Origin of the sequence: Kitasatospora sp. NBC_00039, from assembly GCF_045160625.1 — a bacterium.
Lineage (GTDB): Bacteria > Actinomycetota > Actinomycetes > Streptomycetales > Streptomycetaceae > Kitasatospora.
Window position 1 is genome coordinate 5,681,933 of the sequence record NZ_CP108289.1, and the last position, 19,185, is coordinate 5,701,117.

The 19,185-nt window shown below is 71.5% G+C and carries 18 protein-coding genes and 1 tRNA gene; 13 read left to right on the plus strand and 6 right to left on the minus strand.

Going from position 1 to position 19,185, the window contains the following annotated elements; genetic code table 11:
• Positions 1 to 535: 535 nt before the first annotated feature.
• The gene (locus OG286_RS25315) at positions 536 to 1,825 is read right to left on the minus strand and encodes a PTS transporter subunit EIIC (RefSeq protein WP_396322710.1); all 1,290 of its coding nucleotides are present in this window, start codon (positions 1,823 to 1,825) and stop codon (positions 536 to 538) included.
• Between the two features lie 254 nt (positions 1,826 to 2,079).
• Here OG286_RS25315 and OG286_RS25320 point away from each other — a divergent pair, with 254 nt between their 5' ends.
• The 4 genes from OG286_RS25320 (at position 2,080) to rdgB (ending at position 4,569) form a co-directional block, all read left to right on the plus strand.
• Entirely contained in the window at positions 2,080 to 2,460 is a 381-nt protein-coding gene (locus OG286_RS25320) for a glucose PTS transporter subunit EIIB (RefSeq protein ID WP_396322709.1), read from the plus strand.
• 204 nt (positions 2,461 to 2,664) lie between these two features.
• On the plus strand, positions 2,665 to 3,390 hold the full coding sequence (gene rph, locus OG286_RS25325) for a ribonuclease PH (protein ID WP_396322708.1): 726 nt from the start codon (positions 2,665 to 2,667) through the stop codon (positions 3,388 to 3,390).
• A 163-nt stretch (positions 3,391 to 3,553) separates the two neighbouring features.
• Entirely contained in the window at positions 3,554 to 3,943 is a 390-nt protein-coding gene (locus tag OG286_RS25330) for a hypothetical protein (RefSeq protein ID WP_396322707.1), read from the plus strand.
• 20 nt (positions 3,944 to 3,963) lie between these two features.
• Positions 3,964 to 4,569 carry an RdgB/HAM1 family non-canonical purine NTP pyrophosphatase gene (rdgB, locus tag OG286_RS25335; protein ID WP_396322706.1) on the plus strand — a complete coding sequence of 202 codons (606 nt, stop codon included), beginning with the start codon at positions 3,964 to 3,966 and terminating at the stop codon, positions 4,567 to 4,569.
• A 66-nt stretch (positions 4,570 to 4,635) separates the two neighbouring features.
• Here the strand turns inward: rdgB and OG286_RS25340 are convergent.
• The 3 genes from OG286_RS25340 to OG286_RS25350 all read right to left on the minus strand — a co-directional run bounded on the left by OG286_RS25340 (position 4,636) and on the right by OG286_RS25350 (position 6,020).
• Positions 4,636 to 4,710 (minus strand) — tRNA-Leu (locus OG286_RS25340).
• Between the two features lie 64 nt (positions 4,711 to 4,774).
• Positions 4,775 to 5,635, minus strand: coding sequence for an HNH endonuclease (locus tag OG286_RS25345; RefSeq protein ID WP_396322705.1), 861 nt, complete (start codon positions 5,633 to 5,635; stop codon positions 4,775 to 4,777).
• 109 nt (positions 5,636 to 5,744) lie between these two features.
• Positions 5,745 to 6,020 (minus strand): hypothetical protein, encoded by a 276-nt coding sequence (locus OG286_RS25350; RefSeq protein WP_396322798.1) that lies wholly within the window; start codon positions 6,018 to 6,020, stop codon positions 5,745 to 5,747.
• On the opposite strand from OG286_RS25350, the gene OG286_RS25355 reads away from it, so the two are divergent.
• Entirely contained in the window at positions 5,992 to 6,123 is a 132-nt protein-coding gene (locus OG286_RS25355) for a CGNR zinc finger domain-containing protein (RefSeq protein ID WP_405366081.1), read from the plus strand. The genes OG286_RS25350 and OG286_RS25355 overlap by 29 nt on opposite strands.
• Positions 6,124 to 6,382: 259 nt before the next feature.
• A complete protein-coding gene (locus OG286_RS25360; protein WP_405365791.1) occupies positions 6,383 to 8,863 on the plus strand; it encodes a chitinase C-terminal domain-containing protein in 2,481 nt (826 codons plus the stop codon).
• A 178-nt stretch (positions 8,864 to 9,041) separates the two neighbouring features.
• Here OG286_RS25360 and bcp read toward each other — a convergent pair whose 3' ends face one another.
• Positions 9,042 to 9,518 carry a thioredoxin-dependent thiol peroxidase gene (gene bcp, locus OG286_RS25365; RefSeq protein ID WP_396322703.1) on the minus strand — a complete coding sequence of 159 codons (477 nt, stop codon included), beginning with the start codon at positions 9,516 to 9,518 and terminating at the stop codon, positions 9,042 to 9,044.
• A 143-nt stretch (positions 9,519 to 9,661) separates the two neighbouring features.
• Here bcp and OG286_RS25370 point away from each other — a divergent pair, with 143 nt between their 5' ends.
• The 3 genes from OG286_RS25370 (at position 9,662) to OG286_RS25380 (ending at position 11,864) form a co-directional block, all read left to right on the plus strand.
• Positions 9,662 to 10,003: a DUF3618 domain-containing protein gene (locus OG286_RS25370; protein ID WP_396322702.1), complete on the plus strand. Its 342-nt coding sequence runs from the start codon at positions 9,662 to 9,664 to the stop codon at positions 10,001 to 10,003.
• 266 nt (positions 10,004 to 10,269) lie between these two features.
• Positions 10,270 to 10,572, plus strand: coding sequence for a co-chaperone GroES (locus OG286_RS25375; RefSeq protein WP_148645002.1), 303 nt, complete (start codon positions 10,270 to 10,272; stop codon positions 10,570 to 10,572).
• 101 nt (positions 10,573 to 10,673) lie between these two features.
• Positions 10,674 to 11,864 (plus strand): winged helix DNA-binding domain-containing protein, encoded by a 1,191-nt coding sequence (locus OG286_RS25380; RefSeq protein WP_405365792.1) that lies wholly within the window; start codon positions 10,674 to 10,676, stop codon positions 11,862 to 11,864.
• A 124-nt stretch (positions 11,865 to 11,988) separates the two neighbouring features.
• Here the strand turns inward: OG286_RS25380 and OG286_RS25385 are convergent, their stop codons facing one another.
• The gene (locus OG286_RS25385) at positions 11,989 to 14,385 is read right to left on the minus strand and encodes a transglycosylase domain-containing protein (protein ID WP_405365793.1); all 2,397 of its coding nucleotides are present in this window, start codon (positions 14,383 to 14,385) and stop codon (positions 11,989 to 11,991) included.
• Between the two features lie 293 nt (positions 14,386 to 14,678).
• Here OG286_RS25385 and OG286_RS25390 point away from each other — a divergent pair, with 293 nt between their 5' ends.
• The 4 genes from OG286_RS25390 (at position 14,679) to OG286_RS25405 (ending at position 19,026) form a co-directional block, all read left to right on the plus strand.
• Entirely contained in the window at positions 14,679 to 15,539 is an 861-nt protein-coding gene (locus tag OG286_RS25390) for an ABC transporter permease (RefSeq protein ID WP_396322699.1), read from the plus strand.
• Between the two features lie 112 nt (positions 15,540 to 15,651).
• Positions 15,652 to 16,416, plus strand: coding sequence for an ABC transporter permease (locus OG286_RS25395; RefSeq protein ID WP_396322791.1), 765 nt, complete (start codon positions 15,652 to 15,654; stop codon positions 16,414 to 16,416).
• A gap of 30 nt (positions 16,417 to 16,446) precedes the next feature.
• Complete coding sequence (locus tag OG286_RS25400; protein ID WP_396322698.1) at positions 16,447 to 17,406, plus strand: ATP-binding cassette domain-containing protein; 960 nt, start codon at positions 16,447 to 16,449, stop codon at positions 17,404 to 17,406.
• A 324-nt stretch (positions 17,407 to 17,730) separates the two neighbouring features.
• Complete coding sequence (locus tag OG286_RS25405; protein ID WP_396322697.1) at positions 17,731 to 19,026, plus strand: DUF445 domain-containing protein; 1,296 nt, start codon at positions 17,731 to 17,733, stop codon at positions 19,024 to 19,026.
• The last annotated feature ends 159 nt before the right edge of the window (positions 19,027 to 19,185 follow it).

The window sequence follows — 19,185 nt, forward strand, 5'->3', positions numbered from 1 at the left end:
GGCCGGCGGGTGCGGCCGGTCCGGCGGAGACCGGACGGAGGCGGGCGGAGGTGTCCGTGGGCGGCCCGGCCGGGGTCGGGAGTGGGTGGGACCGGGTGCGGGCCGCCCGCCGGTGCGGTCGGGCGGGGAGGGTGGGCGGATCCGACCTCCCCGGCCGCCGTCCGGTCATCGCCGCCGGATTGTCACCGCACTCCGCCGCGCCATCCCATTCGCCGCGAGAAACCCGTGGCCGCGCCCGTGCGGAACGGCTGCGGCGGATTTGCCGGCCGGCCCGCCGTGCCGCCGCGGCGATCTTTCCCCCACCCGGCGCCCCCGCCGGAGCCGCGCCGGCGGGCAGGCGGGGAGCGGCTACCACCCCGCCCCCCGCGCAGTGCCGGGGCGGGGCGACGGGTCACGGACCGGCCGGGTCGCCGAATTTCCGGCGCGCCAATGGCGGGACTTCCGTATCGGGACCATCGGCCTGTTCCGGATATGCCGAAGGCCCTCGGGCCGATGGTCCGAAGGCCTTTTCGGAGGGCTCGTGGTGACGCTGGATTTATGCCCTGGTCACGTCCTCGACCTGACTCTCGTCCTCGCGTCCGGGTGTTTTCATATTGAATTTCACGATGATGAACCGGAACAGCGCGTAGTACACGGCGGCGAAGCAGAGCCCGATGGGGATGATCATCCAGGGCTTGGTGGCCAGGCTCCAGTTGATCGCGTAGTCGATCAGGCCGGCCGAGAAGCTGAACCCGTCGTGCACCCCCAGACCCCAGGTGATCGCCATCGACGCACCGGTCAGCAGGGCGTGCACCGCGTACAGCACCGGGGCGACGTAGGCGAAGGAGTACTCGATCGGCTCGGTCACACCCGTGATGAGGGAGGTCAGGCCGACCGAGAGCATCAGTCCGTAGATCTCCTTGCGGCGGTGCACCTTGGCGGAGTGCGCGATGGCCAGCGCGGCGGCGGGCAGGGCGAACATCATGATGGGGAAGAAGCCGGACTGGAACTGGCCGGCCGTCGGGTCGCCGGCCAGGAAGCGCGGGATGTCGCCGTGCACGATCACGCCGTCCGGCTTGGTGAACGCGCCGAACTGGAACCAGACGAAGGTGTTCAACAGCTGGTGCATGCCGACCAGCAGCAGCACGCGGTTGGCGACGCCGAAGATCCCCGCGCCGCCTGAGCCCAGATCGACCAGGTTCTGGCTGAAGTCGGTCATCACGCGGTCGATCGGCGGCCAGGCCCAGACGGCCAGGCAGGCGGCGAGCATGCCCACCAGGGCGGTGATCATCGGGACCAGGCGGCGGCCGTTGAAGAAGCCGAGCCAGTCGACCAGCTTGGTGCGGTGGAAGCGCACCCACAGCCAGGCCGACATCAGGCCGATCAGGATGCCGCCCAGGACGCCCGGGTTCTGGTACGTCGCGGCGGCGGCCTTCGCCGAGGTGTAGTCCACGCACTGGTTGCCGACCAGGACGGTGGGCGCCTTGCAGTCCTCGGGGAAGGCGTGCAGCACCTGGTAGAAGACGAGGAACCCCACCACGGCCGCCAGCGCCGTCGAGCCGTCCGCCTTCTTCGCCATGCCGATCGCGACGCCGACGCAGAAAAGCATCGGAAGACCGAGCGAGGAGTCCAGCAGCGCGCCGCCCGCCGCCGCGAAGACCTTGGCGACGTTGTCCCAGCCGAGCCCGTCCTTGCCGAAGACGTCGGGCTGTCCGAGCCGGTTGAGGATGCCGGCCGCCGGCAGCACCGCGACCGGCAGCTGGAGCGAGCGGCCCATCTTCTGGAGTCCGCCGTAGAAGGTGTGCCACCACACGGTCTGCGGGGCCGTGGCGCCTGCCGAACTCATCCTTCGCCCTCCGGGAGCAGTTGCCGGCCGCTGGCCCCCTGGGCCGTCGGGCGGGGCTCGGGAACACCCGGGGGCCCTTCCTGCGTTCATCGGAGTACCCATATATTGGTGTAGACCACTCTTGGAGACGCAGGCCGGGCGCGCCGGGGCGCAAGCCCCGCTGATCGTCATCCTCGGACGAAGATCCAGATCGTGCGCGCCGGAATGGGCCAAAAGTGGACTAACGTGGCAGATCGGTCCTGGTCGGGTGATGCTTGTCGCGCTGCCGTGCAGCGCGACGGCCGCTGAAACCGCGTCAGCACCGGCAGCCACCCACCCCAGCCTCGGCCGGGGACCCGAGCACAGCGCAGGACGGCACCCGGCAGAGCAGCCGACGGGCCGAGACAGAGGGAGAACAACAGATGGCCAGCAAGGCTGAGAAGATCGTCGCCGGTCTGGGCGGCATCGACAACATCGAAGAGGTCGAAGGCTGCATCACCCGCCTGCGCACCGAGGTCAAGGACGCCTCCCTCGTCGACGAGGCCGCCCTCAAGGCCGCCGGCGCCCACGGCGTCGTGAAGATGGGCACCGCGATCCAGGTCGTCATCGGCACCGACGCCGACCCGATCGCCGCCGACATCGAAGACATGATGTGAGCTGAGCCCACCCGGCTCACCACCCTCCGGCCCGCCGGCCCCGCCCAGGGGCGGCGGGCCGAGGACTTCCGGGCAACCCGGCCGCACCGGACGGGCAACACCCGCAGCCCAGGCGGCACCCCGCCACCCGGCCCCACAGGCACCGATCCGGACCCGTCGGGGCGTACCGGGACCACCCGGCAGAAGCGGCTACGCTCGGTTCCTATGTCACGCATCGACGGCCGCACCCCCGAACAGCTCCGCCCCATCACCATCGAGCGGGGCTGGAGCAAGCACGCCGAAGGCTCCGTCCTCATCTCCTACGGCGACACCAAGGTGCTGTGCACCGCCAGCGTCACCGAAGGCGTCCCGCGCTGGCGCAAGGGCAGCGGCGAAGGCTGGGTCACCGCCGAGTACTCCATGCTCCCCCGCGCCACCAACACCCGCGGCGACCGCGAAGCCGTCAAGGGCCGCATCGGCGGACGCACCCACGAGATCAGCCGCCTCATCGGCCGCTCCCTGCGCGCCGTCATCGACCACCGCGCCCTCGCCGAGAACACCATCGTCCTCGACTGCGACGTCCTCCAGGCCGACGGCGGCACCCGCACCGCCGCCATCACCGGCGCCTACGTCGCCCTCGTCGACGCCGTCGCCTGGGCCCGGGACAAGAAGATCCTCCGCGCCAAGGGCCAGCCCATCACCGGCGGCGTCGGCGCCGTCAGCGTAGGCATCATCGACGGCACCCCCATGCTCGACCTCCGGTACGAGGAAGACGTCCGCGCCGAGACCGACATGAACATCGTCTGCACCTCCGACGGCCGCTTCGTCGAGGTCCAGGGCACCGCGGAAGGCGCCCCCTTCGACCGCGCCCTCCTCGACCGCCTCCTCGACCTCGGCACCCTCGGCTGCGCCGAACTCGACGAGATCCAGCGCAAGGCCCTGGAGGCCTGAGACCGGGTCCGGTCGCGCTTCCGAAAACCGAGGGCTCCGGGCACCGCCGCTGTACAGGCCGGGCCCGGAGCCCTTACCGTTCCCGCAGCACCCGAATGCGGGAACCGCGCACCCCTCACCGCGCGTCCTCCCCTTACGGAACCCGCGCACCCAGGAGGACCGGATGCCCCAGAGCATCGCCCGCCCCGCCACCCTCGCCGTGGCCGGCCTGATCGCCATCCTCCCGCTCAGCGTGGTGAGTTGCTCGGCCGCCCAGAAGGCGCTCGACTGCGGCAACACCGCCGTCCGTATCACCGGCGACATCGCCGACGTCACCAACGCCTACAACAACGCGAGCAACGACGCGGCCGCAGCCGGACAGGCGCTCCAGAAGCTGAAGAACGACCTCGACCAGCTCGGCAAGAACTCCAAGAACACCGACGTCGTCAAGGCCATCAACGACCTCAACACCCAGGTCGACAAGGTCCAGCAGGCGGTCAACGGCAAGCAGGTCCCCGACCTCAAGCCGCTCGGCGACGCCGCGGGGAACCTCACCCAGGTCTGCACCGGCTGACGTCCGGTTAGGGTGGGTTCATGTCGACCCGCCTGATCCTCGCGACCCGCAACCAGAACAAGATCGCCGAACTGCGTGCCATCCTCGGCGACGCCGGCCTGGACGTCGAACTGATCGGCGCCGACGCCTACCCCGAGATCCCCGACGTCCGCGAGACCGGCGTCACCTTCGCCGAGAACGCCCTCCTCAAGGCCCACGCCCTCGCCCGGGCCACCGGCCTGCCCGCCGTCGCCGACGACTCCGGCCTCTGCGTGGACGTCCTCAACGGTGCCCCCGGCATCTTCTCCGCCCGCTGGGCCGGCAAGCACGGCGACGACCGCGCCAACCTGGACGTGCTCCTCGCCCAGCTCTCCGACATCGACGCGGAGCACCGCGGCGCCCACTTCTACTGCGCGGCGGCACTGGCACTGCCGGACGGCACCGAGCGCGTGGTCGAGGGCCGCCTCCTCGGCACCCTGCGGACCGCGCCGGCCGGTGAGGGCGGCTTCGGCTACGACCCGATCCTCCAGCCCGTGGGTGAGAGCCGTACGTGCGCCGAGATGACGGCGGACGAGAAGAACGCCATCAGCCACCGCGGTAAGGCCTTCCGGGGGCTGGTGCCGGTGGTGAAGGAACTGCTGGGCTGACGAGCGGCAGGAACGACGATGGCCCGCCTGCCTTCGATTTGAAGGCAGGCGGGCCATTTCAGTCGGTACGCCCGGTGGGACTCGAACCCACGACACTGCGGACCTAAACCGCATCTCTCTAGCCAGCTGGAGTACGGGCGCACATCGGCTCTAGCCTACCGGCTGACTGTGCCGCAGGCCGCACCTTTGCCGGCCGAGGGTCGCGCTACGCCGCGATGCCCTCGGCGCGCGCGTCCCGGCTCCTGTTCCGGCCGCAGCAGGTGGGCGTGATGGAGTGGCAGTTGGGGCAGAGGAGGCGAAGGTTCTCCCGCCTGTTGTCGAGCCAGTTGCCGTTGATGTGGTCGACCTCCAAGGTCATGGCGTGCCCGAGCCAGGTCGGAGGGGCGCCGCACATCTCGCAGATGTCGGGGCGCCCGATGTGTACGAGCATGGCGCGGAGGCGGTCGCCCGGCACGCGGTGGCTTTCCGGCGGGCGCTGCACGAGCAGCTCCTCGGCCTTGCGCCGCGGCCCGGTCTTCCGGACCTTGTTGTGTGCTTGCCCCGTGAAGTGACTGGTGTCGAGCTGGTGGAAGGCGATGCTCTCCCTGACCAGTGTTCGGGAGCTGCCACAGTCGGTCATCCCGAGGGCGAGAATGACGCCGCGGAAGTTGCGGTGCGTTGCCACGGCCTGCGCCAGCGCGTCCTTGGGGATGGCCTCGATCCTGTTGCGGCCGTTGCCCCTGAAGGTGAAGTGCGAGGTGTCGATGCCGAATTCGGCCAGCCGCTTCTTGAGGTAGGAGTACAGGCTGTCGTAGGGCGTGACTCCGAGGTATGCCATGACGGAGTTGATGCTGTCGCTGTTGGCCGCTGCCTCGGCCAGCTGCTGCCGGGAGTACCGGCGGCGCCCGTAGTCCGGCCGGCCTTCGTTGAAGTGCGAGGTGTCGATCCCGTAGAACCGAAGCCGCTTGCTCAGGTAGCTGTGTGTGCCGCCCGCCATCGGCACGCCGAGCCTTCGCATGATGTCGTTGACGCTGTTCGACTCCGCTGCGAGTGTCGTGAGCAGCTCACGGGTGTACTTGACCGGCATGGTCGTCCCCCTTCGGGCCTGTGTGTGCGCCCGTCCCCCGTGTGTGCGGGTGGTCGTCGTCCCGTTCGGTTACGGCCTCACCAGCACTACTTCGGGTACTTGCGGCCCGTCAGGCGGGCGCCGATGAGGGCGGTGCCGGCGAGGAGGAGGGTGGCGAGGAGGAGCAGGGGGAGGAAGCGGGTGACGTCGCGGTGGTGAACGCGGCGGTGCGGGCGGCGCCGGGGTGGGTGGAGCTGTCGCCGGGGGCGGCCGCGGAGGGGGTGCGCCGTTCGGCGGCGGGGGAGTACGGGGTGGTGCTGCTGGGGCGGGTGGCGCAGGCGGGAGTGGGGTTTCTGACGGGGGGTCGGCGCCGGTCGGTGCGGGCGTGTCCGGCGCCGGGTTGCATCCTGTTCTTCCTGCAGCAGCATGCGCGCCGGGCGTGGTGTTCGACGGCCTGCGGGGCGCGGGTCCGGGTGGCCCGGCACAGTCGTCGGCATGCGGACGGCTGAACGGGTGCCGGCCGGAAACCGGCCGGGGCGGGTCGGGAGTCGGCCGGGGGCGGGCAAGTGGGCGGCTCGCGGGCCGACCGTGGGTGACCGTCGGGTATCGGCCGTTCGACCGGCGCTGTTGGGGAATTGATTGCCAATTGGTACAGACCTATTGACCTATGTGGTTCAGACCACATAGCTTCAGCGCCAATCTGCATTCCCCCACGTGCGTGCTCCCCCACAAGGTACGCGCCGACACTCTCTCCCGGAGGACCGAGTGTTGATCCGATCCACGGCGGAGCGGCGTCCCACCGCTGCCCGTCACTCCAAGAGCCCGGCCGCCCGGGCGGGTCTGGCCTCGCTGGCGGCTGCCGGCCTTGCCGGCCTGCTGGTGGCGACGCTGGGCGCGGCGCCCTCGCAGGCGTCCGCGACCGTCGACAACGCGGCCTGTCGGCCCGACGGCATGTACCGGACTCCCGGGGTGGACGTCCCGTACTGCAGCGTCTACGACACCGCGGGCCGCGAGAAGATGGGCGCGGACCACCAGCGCCGCATCATCGGCTACTTCACCGGCTGGCGCACCGGCAAGGACGGGACCCAGCCCTACCTGGTGAGCGACGTCCCCTGGGACAAGGTCACCCACCTGAACTACGCGTTCGGGCACGTCGGCGGCGACAACAAGATCTCCGTCGGCACCGACGACGACAAGAACGAGGCCACCGGGATCTCCTTCCCGGGCGTGCCCGGCGCCGAGCTGGACCCGTCGCTGCCCTACAAGGGGCACTTCAACCTGCTGACGAAGTTCAAGAAGCAGTACCCAAACGTCAAGACCATGATCTCGGTGGGTGGTTGGACCGAGACCGGCGGGTACTTCGGCGACGACGGCAAGCGCGTCGACTCCGGCGGCTTCTACTCGATGACCGTCAACCCGGACGGCTCCGTCAACCAGGCGGGCATCGACACCTTCGCCGACTCCTCGGTGGACTTCATCAAGAAGTACGGCTTCAACGGCGTCGACGTCGACTACGAGTACCCGACCTCGATGAAGGACGCGGGCAACCCGCTGGACTGGCAGCTGGCCAACTCCAAGCGCGCGTCGCTCGCCAAGGGCTACGCGGCGCTGATGAAGACGCTGAGGGAGAAGCTGGACCGGGCGGGTGCCGCCGACGGCAAGCACTACCTGCTCTCGGTCGCGGCCCCGTCGTCCGGCTACCTGCTGCGCGGCATGGAGACCTTCCAGGTGGCGCAGTACCTGGACTACGTCAACATCATGTCGTACGACCTGCACGGCGCCTGGAACAAGTACGTCGGCCCGAACGCCTCGCTGTTCGACGACGGCAAGGACGGCGAGCTGGCGGCGGCCAACGTGTACGGCACCGGCCAGTACGGCGGGATCGGCTACCTGAACGCGGACTGGTCGTACCACTACTTCCGCGGTGCGATGCCGGGCGGCCGGATCAATGTCGGCCTGCCGTACTACACGCGCGGGTTCAAGAACGTGACCGGCGGGACCAACGGCCTCTGGGGCACCGCGTCGGCGACCACCTGCCCGGTGGGTTCGGGGCTGACGGCGTGCGGGGACGGCGCGGTCGGTGTCGACAACATCTGGAACGACAAGGACGACGCGGGCAAGGAGTCCCCGGCCGGCTCGAACCCGATGTGGCACGCGAAGAACCTGGAGAAGGGCATCGTGCCCGACTACCTCTCCGAGTACGGCGTGACCGACACCGCCCTGCAGGGCACCTACGCCCGCAACTACAGCTCCTCGCTGGTGGCGCCGTGGCTGTGGAACGACTCCAAGAAGGTCTTCCTCTCCACCGAGGACGAGCAGTCGGTGGGCGCCAAGGCGGACTACATCGTCAACCAGGGCGCGGGCGGCGCGATGATCTGGGAGCTCGCGGGCGACTACAAGTGGGACGCGACCGCCAACGGCGGCAAGGGCCAGTACGTGCCGGGCTCGACGCTGACCTCGCTGATGTACGACAAGTTCAAGGCGGCCTCGCCGTACGGTGCGGTCCGCTCGACGACCGCGCTGCCGCAGCAGACCCTGCCGATCGACGTGTCGTTCACCGACTTCGCGCTGGGTGACTCGAACTACCCGATCAACCCGAAGATCCACATCGTCAACAACTCGACGGTGACCCTGCCGGGCGGTACCGAGTTCCAGTTCGACTACAGCAACTCGGCCCCGGGCAACGCGAAGGACCAGTCGGGCTTCGGGCTGACCGTCATCAAGCAGGACAACCCCGGGCCGGGCAACGTGGGCGGTCTCAAGGGCACCTACAACCGGGTGTCGGTGAAGCTGCCGGGCTGGCAGTCGCTGGCGCCGGGCGCGTCGGTCGACATGGACTTCGTCTACTACCTGCCGGTGTCGACGCCCTCGAACTGGACGGTCAACGTCGGGGGCACGCTGTACGGCCTCGAGGGCGACCTGAGCCGGGGCGCCGTCGACGGCGGCACCGCGACGCCGACCCCGTCGCAGACGGTCACGCCGACCGCGACCCCGACCCCGACCCCGACCGTGACGCCGACGGTGACGCCGACCGTCACGCCCACCGTGACGCCGACGGTGACCCCCACCGCGACCCCGACCTCGGGCACCTGCGCGGGTGCGCCGAGCTGGGACGCGGGCACCACCTACGCGACGACCACCAAGGTGTCGTGGAAGGGCCACTACTACCGGAACAAGTGGTGGACCAAGGGCGACGACCCCGGCGCGAGCGGCTCGTGGGGCGTCTGGAGCGACCTCGGGACCTGCTGATGACAGCGGTCCGCTGAGGTGAGAGGCGGCGGTGGCGGTGCACCCGGTCGGGGGGTGTGCCGCCACCGCTCCGTTGCCGGGCCCCGGGGGCGGGCAGCCTCCGCGGACGGGACCGGGGCGCGGCGGCGGGCCGGTGCCGCACCGCCGCGCCCCGGTGGCGCCTGCCGGAGCAGTTCGCTCAGGCGCTCTCGACCTTGAGGTCGCGCAGCAGCTTGGCGACGTGGCCGGTGGCCTTCACGTTGTAGAGGGCGCGCTCGACCTTGCCCTGCTCGTCCACGATCACGGTGGAGCGGATCACGCCCTGGTAGGTGCGGCCGTAGTTCTGCTTCTCGCCGTACGCGGCGTAGGCCTCCAGGACGGCGTGGTCCGGGTCGGAGAGCAGGGTCACCTTGAGGTCCTCGGCCTCGCGGAACTTGCCGAGCTTCTCCGGCTTGTCCGGCGAGATGCCGATGACGTCGTAGCCCGCGCCGGCGAAGACCTCCAGGTTGTCGGTGAAGTCGCAGGCCTGCTTGGTGCAGCCCGGGGTGAGCGCGGCGGGGTAGAAGTAGACGATCACCTTGCGGCCGAGGTGGTCGGCGAGGGACACCTGGTTGCCGTCGGCGTCCGGCAGGCTGAAGGCGGGCGCGGTGTCGCCGGGCTGGAGACGCTCAGTCACGGGGGACTCTCCTGGTGCGTGGGCGGGTGGTCGTACCACGGCAAACTTACCTCCGATGGTGGGTGGGGCCGCGCGGGCCTGCGTGGCAACTGACAAACTGGGTCAGTCGCACAGGACAACATCAGTGAATTGGGGTGGCCCGAGTGGGCGAGGCGAGCACGAAGGACAAGTCGGCGCGGACGACCGCCCAGATCGAGGCGGACATCTCCCGCACCCGCACCCAGCTGGCGGCGACCCTGGACGAGCTCGCCATGCGCGTCCACCCGAGCACCATCTCCGCGCAGGTCAAGGCGAAGGCGGTGGCCTCCGTGGAGGAGAAGGCCGGCCGGGCGTACGTGGCGGCGAGCGGGCTGGTGGAGAAGGCCAAGGCGCAGTTCGTGGACGAGAAGGGGCAGCCGCGCAAGGAGCGGGTCGTCCCGGCCGCGCTGGTCGGCGTCGGTCTGGTGCTGCTGGTCGCGTCCGCCCGCAAGCGTCGCAAGGGCTGAACGGCGGGGTTGTCGGGGCCGGGCGCCGGTGGTGCCCGGCCTTCCGCCTGTCCGTACGGCGGTCTCGTACGTCCCGGGCGTTCTCGTACGTCCCGGCGGTCTCGTACGTCCCGGCGGTCTCGTACTCCGGGCCAGCGTCACGCCGCGGGCCCGGGGGCGGTACCTTCGGGATCGTGAGTACGAACGACGAACCGACCCCGCAGACCGCCTCGCCGGAGCACGACTCGCCGCGCCACGACCGGCTGGGCGAGAAGCTGCCGATCAAGATGCTGCACGACCGCGTCCTGGTGAAGACCGAGGGCAGCGAGGGCGAGCGCCGCTCGACCGGCGGCATCCTCATCCCCGCGACCGCGGAGCTGTCCAAGCGCTGCACCTGGGCGGAGGCCGTCGCGGTGGGCCAGAGCGTCCGCTCGGTGGAGCCGGGCGACCGCGTCCTGTACGACCCGGAGGACAAGCTGGAGGTCGAGGTCCGCGGCGCCACCTACGTGCTGCTGCGCGAGCGTGACCTGCACGCCGTGGCCGCGATGCGCTTCGGCGACACGGAGGGCTCGACCGGGCTCTACCTGTGAGGACCTGACCGGCCCGGGGCGGGCCGTCACGCCGTGGTGCGTGGCGGCCCGCCGCGTCATGTCGGGGCCGGTCTGTCGGTGGCCGGCAGTAGGGTCCCGGCATGAGCAGCGGTGTGCGTTCCAGCAGTGTGCCTCCGGTCGGTGACGAGCAGCGCCGGGCCCGGGTGGGCCGGCGGCATCTTCTGGCGCCCTCGGGGCGGGCGGCGCGGGTCGAGCAGGTGACGGAGGCCGTGGTCGGGCTGCACGCCACCGATGCGGCGACGGTCTACCTGTCGGCGTGCGCGCGGCTGGCGGAGCCGTCGGCGGCCGAGGTCGAGCGGGCGCTGTACGAGGACGTCTCGCTGGTGAAGCTGCTGTCGATGCGGCGGACGATCTTCGCGGTGACGGAGGAGTTCGCGCCGTACGTGAGTGCGTCCACGGCGCGGGCGATCGCGGTCAAGGAGCGGGCGACGCTGCTGAAGCACCTGCGCGACTTCGCCGAGGGCTGGGACGAGCGGCGCCTCGCGGAGACGGAGCTGGCGGTGCTGGCCGCGCTGGACCGGCGCGGTGAGGCGACGACGAGTGAACTCGGCGCGGACGTACCGGCTTTGCGCGAGACGATGCTGATGTCTGCGGGCAAGCCGTACGAGGCGAAGCAGAGCGTGGGGAGCCGGTTGCTGCGACTGCTGGCCTCGGACGGGCATCTGCGGCGGTGCCGGCCGCGCGGGTCCTGGCTGAGCAGCAGCTATCCGTGGGCGCGGGTGCCGCAGTGGCCGGACGTGCCGGTGCGGGAGGCCAAGGCGGAGGTGGTGCGGCGCTGGCTGGCGGCGTACGGGCCGGCCACGGTCGAGGACGTGAAGTGGTGGACGGGCTGGACGCTGGCGGACACCCGTAAGGCGCTGGCGGACGTGGGCGCGGTGGACGTGGCGCTGGCGGGGGGCGTGGCGGGCCTGGTGCTGCCGGGGGACGTGGAGCCGGTGGCGGAGCCGGAGCCGTGGGCGGCGCTGTTGCCGGCGCTGGACCCGACGGTGATGGGCTGGCGCGGGCGTGAGTGGTATCTGCGGCCGGAGGACGTCCCGGCGCTGTTCGACCGGGCGGGCAATGCGGGGCCGACGGTCTGGTGGTGCGGCCGGGTGGTGGGCGGTTGGGCGCAGCGTGCGGACGGCGAGGTGGTGTGGCGGCTGTTCGCGGATGTCGGGGCTGAGGCGGAGGCGGCGGTCGTGGGGGAGGCGGCGCGGTTGTCGGGCTGGTTGGGGGAGGCGCGGGTGACGCCGCGGTTCCGGACGCCGCTGGAGCGGGAGTTGGTGGCGTAGCGGCTCACCGGCGGCCCGGCTCGGCGGCAGCTGTCCGCCTCACCGGCGGTCCTGGGCACCCACGGTCGGGCTCGCCGGCGGTCCGGTTCGCCCGCGCGGTCCGGGTCGGCGGCGGCGGTTCGGCTCACGGGGCGGGTGGGGTGGCGGCCGCCGGGTTCGGGCCCGGATTCGGGCCCGGATTCGGGCCCGTGCTCGGGCCGGTGGCCGACGGGTGTGTGGTCGGGGTCGGGGTCGGCGGCGGGGTGGGCCTGGCCGAGGAGGGCCGGCTGGTCGGGGTGGTGACCGGTGGCTCGGGGGTGGGCGTCGGGTGGGGTGCCTCGGGGGCGGGGGTGGGCCGGGTCTCGGTCGGCCGGCTGCTCGGGGTGGGCCCGTCCGGTACCGGTACCGGTACCGGTACGGGCGCTGAGGGGGCGGGGGCGCTGGGCGGTGCGCTGGTGGCGCTCGCGCTGGGGGACGGCGAGGCCGGGGCGGTGGTGGCCGGGGTGCTCGGCCGGCCGTTGCCGCGGCCGGGCTGGAGGTCGAAGTGCTGGACGTCGGTGCCGTCCAGGACGTCGGCCATGTACGCGGTCCAGATCTCGGTGGGGAAGGCACCGCCGTTGATCCGGGTGTAGCCGGCGGTGCCGGAGAGCGGTTCCTTGGCGTGGGTCTTCGGGTTCTCCCGGAAGAGGCCGACGGTGGTGGTGAGTTCGGGGGTGAAGCCGGCGAACCAGGCGGAGAGGTTGGAGTCGGTGGTGCCGGTCTTGCCGGCGGCGGGGCGGCCGAGGTCGAGGGCGGCGGCGCCGGTGCCGCGCGGGCTGACGACGTCGCGCAGGACGTCGGTGACGGCGTCGGCGGTGCCCCGGTCGATCGCGCTGGTCGGGACGTGCTCGGGCATCTTGGGGACGTCGATGGCGCCGCCGGTGTGGACGCGTTCGAGCTTGGTCACGGACCACGGGGTGTAGGCCTGGCCGTGATTGGCGAACGCGGCATAGGCGCCGGCCAGGTTGAGGGCGCTGGGGGTGGCGGTGCCCAGGGTCATCGAGGTGTTGGCCGGGTCCATGCCGGGGACGTTGTCGGGGATGCCGAGCCGGATGGCGGTCTCCCGGACGTGGGCGAGCCCGGCGTCGACGCCTTCCTGCGCGTAGACCGAGTTGACGGACTTCGCCATGGCTTGGCGCAGGGTGATGTCGCCGTAGTCGATGTCGTCCTCGTTGGGCGGGGCGTACGGGGTGGGGCCGCCGGTGACGGCGCGTTCGCTGGTGCCGTCGTAGCGGGTCTCGGTGGTGATCGGGCGGCCGTCGCCGCTGCTGCGACCGGAGTTGAGGCCGGCGGCGAGGTCGATGGGCTTGAAGGTGGAGCCGATCTGGTTGTCCTGGCGCAACGCGTCGTTGTAGGGCTGTTTCGCGTAGTCGGGTCCGCCGTAGACGGCGACGACGCGCCCGGTGGCGGGTTCGACCGAGGCGCCGGCGACGCGGACGTCGGTGTCGGTGGTGGGCCGTTTGGCGGGGTCGAGTTCGTCGGTGAGTTCCTGCTGGACGGCGTGGGTGAAGGCGTCCTGCTTGTCCTTGTCGAACGTGGTGGTGATCCGCCAGCCGCCGGCCTTGAGGGTGGCGGTGTCGATGATGCCGCTGGAGACGAGGTAGTCGTCGGCGACGCCGACCAGGTAGCCGGCCTGGCCGCCGAGGCCGGTGGCGGGCTGGGGGTCGATCGGCTCGGGGAAGGTGATGGAGGCGCGTTCGACGGCGGTCAGGAAGCCGAGTTGGACCATGCCGTCGAGGGCGTAGTTCCAGCGGGCCACGGCCTTCTCGCGGTTGGCGGGGGTGGCGGTCCTGACGTCGTAGATGCTGGGGGCCTGGAGCAGGGCGGCGAGGTAGGCGCCCTGGGGGAGGGTGAGCTGGGAGACGTCGACGCCGTAGTAGGCGCGGGCGGCGCTCTGGATGCCGTAGGCGTTGCGGCCGAAGTAGCTGCTGTTGAGGTAGCCGGTGAGGATCTCGTTCTTGCTGCGCTGCTGGTCGACCTTGAGGGCGATGAAGAGTTCGCGGCCCTTGCGCTCGATGGTCTGGTCCTGGGTCAGGTAGTAGTTCTTGACGTACTGCTGGGTGATGGTGGAGCCGCCCTGCATGCCTTTGCCGGTGAGGGTGTTCCAGCCGGCGCGGACCATGCCCTTCAGGTCGATGCCGCCGTTCCGGTAGAAGGTGCGGTCCTCGGCGGAGACGACGGCGTGCTGGGTGTCCGGCGGGATCTGGGTGATCGTCACGTCGGTGCGGTTGACGGCGCCGGTGCGGGCGATCTCGGTGGTGCCGTCGGCGTAGAGGTAGATGTTGTTCTGGGCGACGGCATGGGCGTTGGGGTCGGGGACGGGGACGATGAGGTAGAGCACGGCGAAGGAGCCGACGGCGAGGAGCAGGACGGCGGTGAGTGCGCCGAGCGTGATCCGCCAGGTGGGCAGGAGCCGGCGCCAGAACGGCTTGGCGCGGCGCGCCTCGCGACGGGCGGCCCGTTTGGCCTGACGTCGGGTGCGGTGGTCTGCCCTCAAGGTCATGCCGCGATTATGTGCTATTTGATCCGCGATCAGGTGGTGGAAAAACCGGGTGCGTCCACTGATCGTCGGCGGTACGGTGAAAGGTGCAAACCATATAGCGCACCCAGTTCTCGCGTACGCGGCTCGGACAGCTCCGCCCGCTCGCCCGGTACCCCCGGGTGGGGCCGGTCGGGGCCGGTCCGGCATGCGCCGGTGCCTGCCGCCGGCGTTCGTGCGCCGGTGTTCCGCGCCGGTGCCCGGTGCGCTGTTCCGGGGTACTTCCGCCTGCCCGTATTTGTCGATAAGGAGACAATATGCCCAGCGCTGTGCCGGCCGAGATGCAGCTCAGGCCCCCTCCGGACGTCGGCGGCACCGTCCGCCTCTACCTCGCCGTCGTCCGCGGCGGCTTCCGCCGCTACTCCACCTACCGGGCCGCCACCCTGGCCGGTGGTGTCACCAACACCGTCTTCGGCTTCATCCTGGCCTACACCTTCCTCGCCCTCTGGCAGGCCAGGCCCGGGCTCGGCGGCTACGACGCCTCCCAGGCCGTCACCTACATCTGGATCAGCCAGTCCCTGCTGGCCACCGTCGCGGTCTTCGGCGGCGGCTTCCAGGACGACATCCAGGAGCGGTTCCGCAAGGGGGACATCGCGGTCGACCTCCACCGGCCGGTCGACTTCCAGGGGTGGTGGCTGGCCAACGACCTCGGCCGGGCCGGCTTCCAGCTGCTGGCCCGCGGCGTGCTGCCGACCGTCGCCGGCTGCCTCGCCTTCGACACCCGGCTGCCGCACCACCCGGCGGTCTGGGCCGTGTTCCTGCTGTCCGTCCTGCTCGCGGTGGTGGTCAGCTTCGGGCTGCGCTTCCTGGTCTCGCTGACCGGCTTCTGGCTCCAGGACGCGGAGGGGATCCGGTCGGTCATGGTGGTGGTGACGATGTTCTTCTCCGGCATGCTGCTGCCGCTCGGCCTCTTCCCCGGCTGGCTCGGCGGGCTCGCGGGGGCGCTGCCCTTCGCGGCCATGATCCAGATCCCCACGGACGTCTTCCTGGAGCGGCACACCGGCACCGGCCTGCTCGGCATCCTCGGCCTCCAGGCGCTCTGGGCGGCCCTGCTGCTCGGAGCCGGGCACGCCGTCCAGCGGCTCGCGACCCGCAAGGTGGTGGTCCAGGGTGGCTGACCTCGTCCGCACCGGGGCGCTCCCCGTCCGCACCGAGGCGGCCGCCGTCCGGTCCGAGACCGTCGCTGCGCGGGTCCGCTGGGCGGTCCGCTCCTGGTGGCTGGTGGCCGCCATGTGGAACCGCTCCACCATGTCCTACCGGCTCTCCTTCGCCCTGATGGCCGTGGCGAGCACGGTCATCACCTTCCTGGACTTCGTCGTCATCCTGCTGATGTTCCAGCACACCCACGCCCTCGGCGGCTGGACCCTGCCCGAACTCGGCTTCCTGTACGGAACGTCGGCGTTCGCGCTGGGCGCCGCCAACCTGCTGGTCGGCACGGCCGACGCGCTCGGCGAACGGATCCGCGCCGGCAGCCTGGACACCATGCTGATCCGCCCCGCCCCCGCGCTGGCCCAGCTCTGCGCCGAACGCTTCACCCTCCGCCGGCTCGGGCGGCCCGTGCAGGCGACGGCGGTGCTGGTCTGGTCGCTGGCGGCGCTGGACGTCGACTGGACGTGGGACCGGGTGCTGTTGGTGCCCGTCCTGCTCGTCTGCGGCACCACCATCTTCGCGGCGGTCTTCATCGGCGGAGCCACCGTGCAGTTCTGGTGGGGCGAGGCCGGTGAGCTGCAGAACTCCCTCACCTACGGCGGCGCCACCCTGCTGCAGTACCCGCCGACGATCTTCGCCAAGGAGCTCGTGGCCGGCGTGGTCTTCGGCGTCCCGCTGGCCTTCGCCAACTGGCTGCCCGCCCTGCGCATCCTCAATCGGCCCGATCCGCTCGGCCTGCCGGCGGCCTTCCAGTACGCCTCGCCCGTCGCCGCGGTGCTCTGCTGCGCCGTCGCCGGCCTCGCCTGGCGGGCCGGCCTGCGCGCGTACCGCGGCACCGGCAGCTGACCCCCACCCCCTCGTGAAAGCAGAACTCCCATGGCACTGATCGAACTCGACGACGTCCGCCGCACCTTCACCGTCCGCGCCAAGGCCGGCCGGTTCAAGCGCGAGAAGCGCGAGGTGCGCGCGGTGGACGGGCTGAGCTTCACGGTGGAGGCCGGCGAGTGCGTCGGCTACATCGGCCCGAACGGCGCCGGCAAGTCCACCACCATCAAGATGCTCACCGGCATCCTGGTGCCCTCCGGCGGGCGGCTGCGCGTCGCCGGCGTCGACCCGGCCCGGGAGCGCGTCGCGCTGGCCCGCCGGATCGGCGTCGTCTTCGGGCAGCGCACCACGCTCTGGTGGGACCTGCCGCTGCGCGACTCCTACGAACTCGCCCGCCGGCTCTACCGGATCCCCGACCACCGATATCGCGCCAACCTCCGACGCTACGTCGAACTGCTGGACCTCGGCGCGCTGTTGGACACGCCGGTGCGCCAGCTCTCGCTCGGCCAGCGGATGCGCGGGGACTTGGCGGCGGCGCTGCTGCACGACCCGCAGGTGCTCTACCTGGACGAACCCACCATCGGGCTCGACGTGATCAGCAAGGGCAAGGTCCGCGACTTCCTGCGCGAGGCCAACCGCGAACAGGGCACCACCGTGCTGCTCACCACGCACGACCTCACCGACATCGAGCAACTCTGCGACCGGGTGATGGTGATCGACCACGGCCGGGTCGTCTACGACGGCGGGCTGGACGGCCTGCACGCGGCGGGCGAGAGCGAACGGATCCTGGTGGTCGACCTCGCCGAGGACCGGCCGCCGATCGAGGTGCCCGGCGCACGGGTCGTGAAGGTCGAGGGACCGCGGCAGTGGCTGGCCTTCCCCGCCCAGCAGAGCGCCGCTCCGATCGTCGCGGCCGTCGCCGACCGGTACCCGCTGGTCGACCTCTCGGTCCGCGAGCCCGCGATCGAGGACGTGATCGCCCGGATGTACGCGGAGGTCGCGATCGGCTGACCCGGGCGGGGTGCGCCGGGCTCCGGCCCGATACGGGCGGGGCCGGGCGGCTCCCGGGTGGGCGCAGCAGCGCGGGCCGCCGGCCGGGACGGCGGCCCGGCGGGGCGGACGGGGTGAGGAGGATCGTCGGCCGGGCCGCGTACGTTCGGCCGGGGCGCTCAGGTGTGGGTGCGCGGTGAGGCGGAGGGCAGTGCCGGGGGGCGTGTTGCCTGAGTGTCAGGGCGTGCGTGCCCGCGATGAGCCGGGGCCCTTGGAGGCGGACTCCCGGCGTGCGTTGGCGGGGCGCGCCCTCCGCTCGCGCCGGGCAACGGGCAGACTGGCGGGGTGAGCGACGAACCCTTCAGCGGGACCGGCCCCGGCGTCCGGTTCACCGCGGCCGACGAGGAGAAGAGACGTGGCGTCCGCCGGATGAAGACCATCGCGACCGGTCTGCTGGCCTTCGCGACCCTGGTCTTCGCCCTTGCCACCTGGGCGAAGGCGGCCGGCGCCGGCGCCTGGGCCGGCTACGTGGCGGCGGCCGCCGAGGCGGGCATGGTCGGCGCCCTGGCCGACTGGTTCGCGGTGACCGCGCTGTTCCGCCGTCCGTTCGGCCTGCCGATCCCGCACACCGCGATCATCCCGACCAAGAAGGACGCCTTCGGCCGGTCGCTCGGCGACTTCGTCGGCGACAACTTCCTCTCCGGCCACGTGGTGCGCGGCCGGCTCGCCGCGCTCGGCATCGCCCGCCGGCTCGGTGAGTGGCTGTCCGCCCCCGGCAGTGCCGAGCGGGTCACCAAGGAGGCCTCGGCCGCGCTGCGCGGGGTGCTCGCGGTGCTGCGCGACGACGACGTGCAGGCGGTCGTCGGCGAGGCGGTGACCAGGCGGGCCGGCGCCACCTCGGTCGCCGAGCCGATGGGCCGGATGCTCGGCAAGGTGGTCGCCGACGGCGGCCACCACGGGGTGGTCGACCTGGTCGCCGTCCGGGCGCACGACTGGCTGGCCGAGAACCACGAGGAAGTGGTCCGGAAGGTCACCCAGAAGACCCCCGGCTGGACGCCGAAGTTCCTGGACAACCAGGTCGGCGAGCGGGTCTACAAGGAGCTGATGCGCTTCGTCTCCGACATCCGCGACGACCCCGAGCACCCGGCCCGTGGCGCCGTCGACAGCTTCCTCGCCGACTTCGCCACCGAGCTGCAGACCGACCCGGAGACCATCGCCCGGGTCGAGCGGGCCAAGTCCGACCTGCTGGCCCGCTCCGAGGTGCAGGACCTGATCGCCTCCACCTGGGCCGCCGTCCGCACCCTGGTGCTGACTGCCGCCGAGGACGAGGACAGCGAACTGCGCCGGCGCATCCGCACCGGAGTGCGCGATTTCGGCGCACGCCTGGCGACCGACCCGAAACTCCAGGCCAAGGTGGACCGCTGGCTCCAGGACGCCGCCCAGTACCTGGTCGACACCTACCGGGCGGAGATCACCTCGCTGATCTCCGAGACGGTGGCAGGCTGGGACGCGGACGACGCCTCCCGCAAGATCGAGGCCAACGTCGGCCGCGACCTCCAGTTCATCCGGATCAACGGCACCGTGGTCGGCGCCCTGGCCGGACTGATCATCCACACCGTGGCGGTCGCCCTCGGGGGGTGAGCCGGGTCGCGCCGGGGCGGGACGGGGTCGGCCGGGTGTGCTTATCCTGGCGGACACTGCTCGATACGCGCGTAGAAACGTAGAGAACGCGTAGAAACGTAGAGAAGAAGGGCACCACCGTGGTCCAGCCGGACGGAAGTCGGATCGGAAACCCCAGCG

Bases quoted from the DNA above. Each gene is read 5' to 3' on its own strand.
- OG286_RS25375 (WP_148645002.1), top strand. From the start codon at position 10,270: ATGCTGCACGACCGCGTCCTGGTGAAGACCGAGGGCAGCGAGGGCGAG.
- rph (WP_396322708.1), top strand. From the start codon at position 2,665: ATGTCACGCATCGACGGCCGCACCCCCGAACAGCTCCGCCCCATCACC.
- OG286_RS25350 (WP_396322798.1), bottom strand. From the start codon at position 6,020: ATGCAACCCGGCGCCGGACACGCCCGCACCGACCGGCGCCGACCCCCC.
- OG286_RS25315 (WP_396322710.1), bottom strand. From the start codon at position 1,825: ATGAGTTCGGCAGGCGCCACGGCCCCGCAGACCGTGTGGTGGCACACC.
- OG286_RS25395 (WP_396322791.1), top strand. From the start codon at position 15,652: ATGTGGAACCGCTCCACCATGTCCTACCGGCTCTCCTTCGCCCTGATG.
- OG286_RS25385 (WP_405365793.1), bottom strand. From the start codon at position 14,385: ATGACCTTGAGGGCAGACCACCGCACCCGACGTCAGGCCAAACGGGCC.
- rdgB (WP_396322706.1), top strand. From the start codon at position 3,964: ATGTCGACCCGCCTGATCCTCGCGACCCGCAACCAGAACAAGATCGCC.
- OG286_RS25345 (WP_396322705.1), bottom strand. From the start codon at position 5,635: ATGCCGGTCAAGTACACCCGTGAGCTGCTCACGACACTCGCAGCGGAG.
- OG286_RS25400 (WP_396322698.1), top strand. From the start codon at position 16,447: ATGGCACTGATCGAACTCGACGACGTCCGCCGCACCTTCACCGTCCGC.
- OG286_RS25330 (WP_396322707.1), top strand. From the start codon at position 3,554: ATGCCCCAGAGCATCGCCCGCCCCGCCACCCTCGCCGTGGCCGGCCTG.
- OG286_RS25380 (WP_405365792.1), top strand. From the start codon at position 10,674: ATGAGCAGCGGTGTGCGTTCCAGCAGTGTGCCTCCGGTCGGTGACGAG.
- OG286_RS25390 (WP_396322699.1), top strand. From the start codon at position 14,679: ATGCCCAGCGCTGTGCCGGCCGAGATGCAGCTCAGGCCCCCTCCGGAC.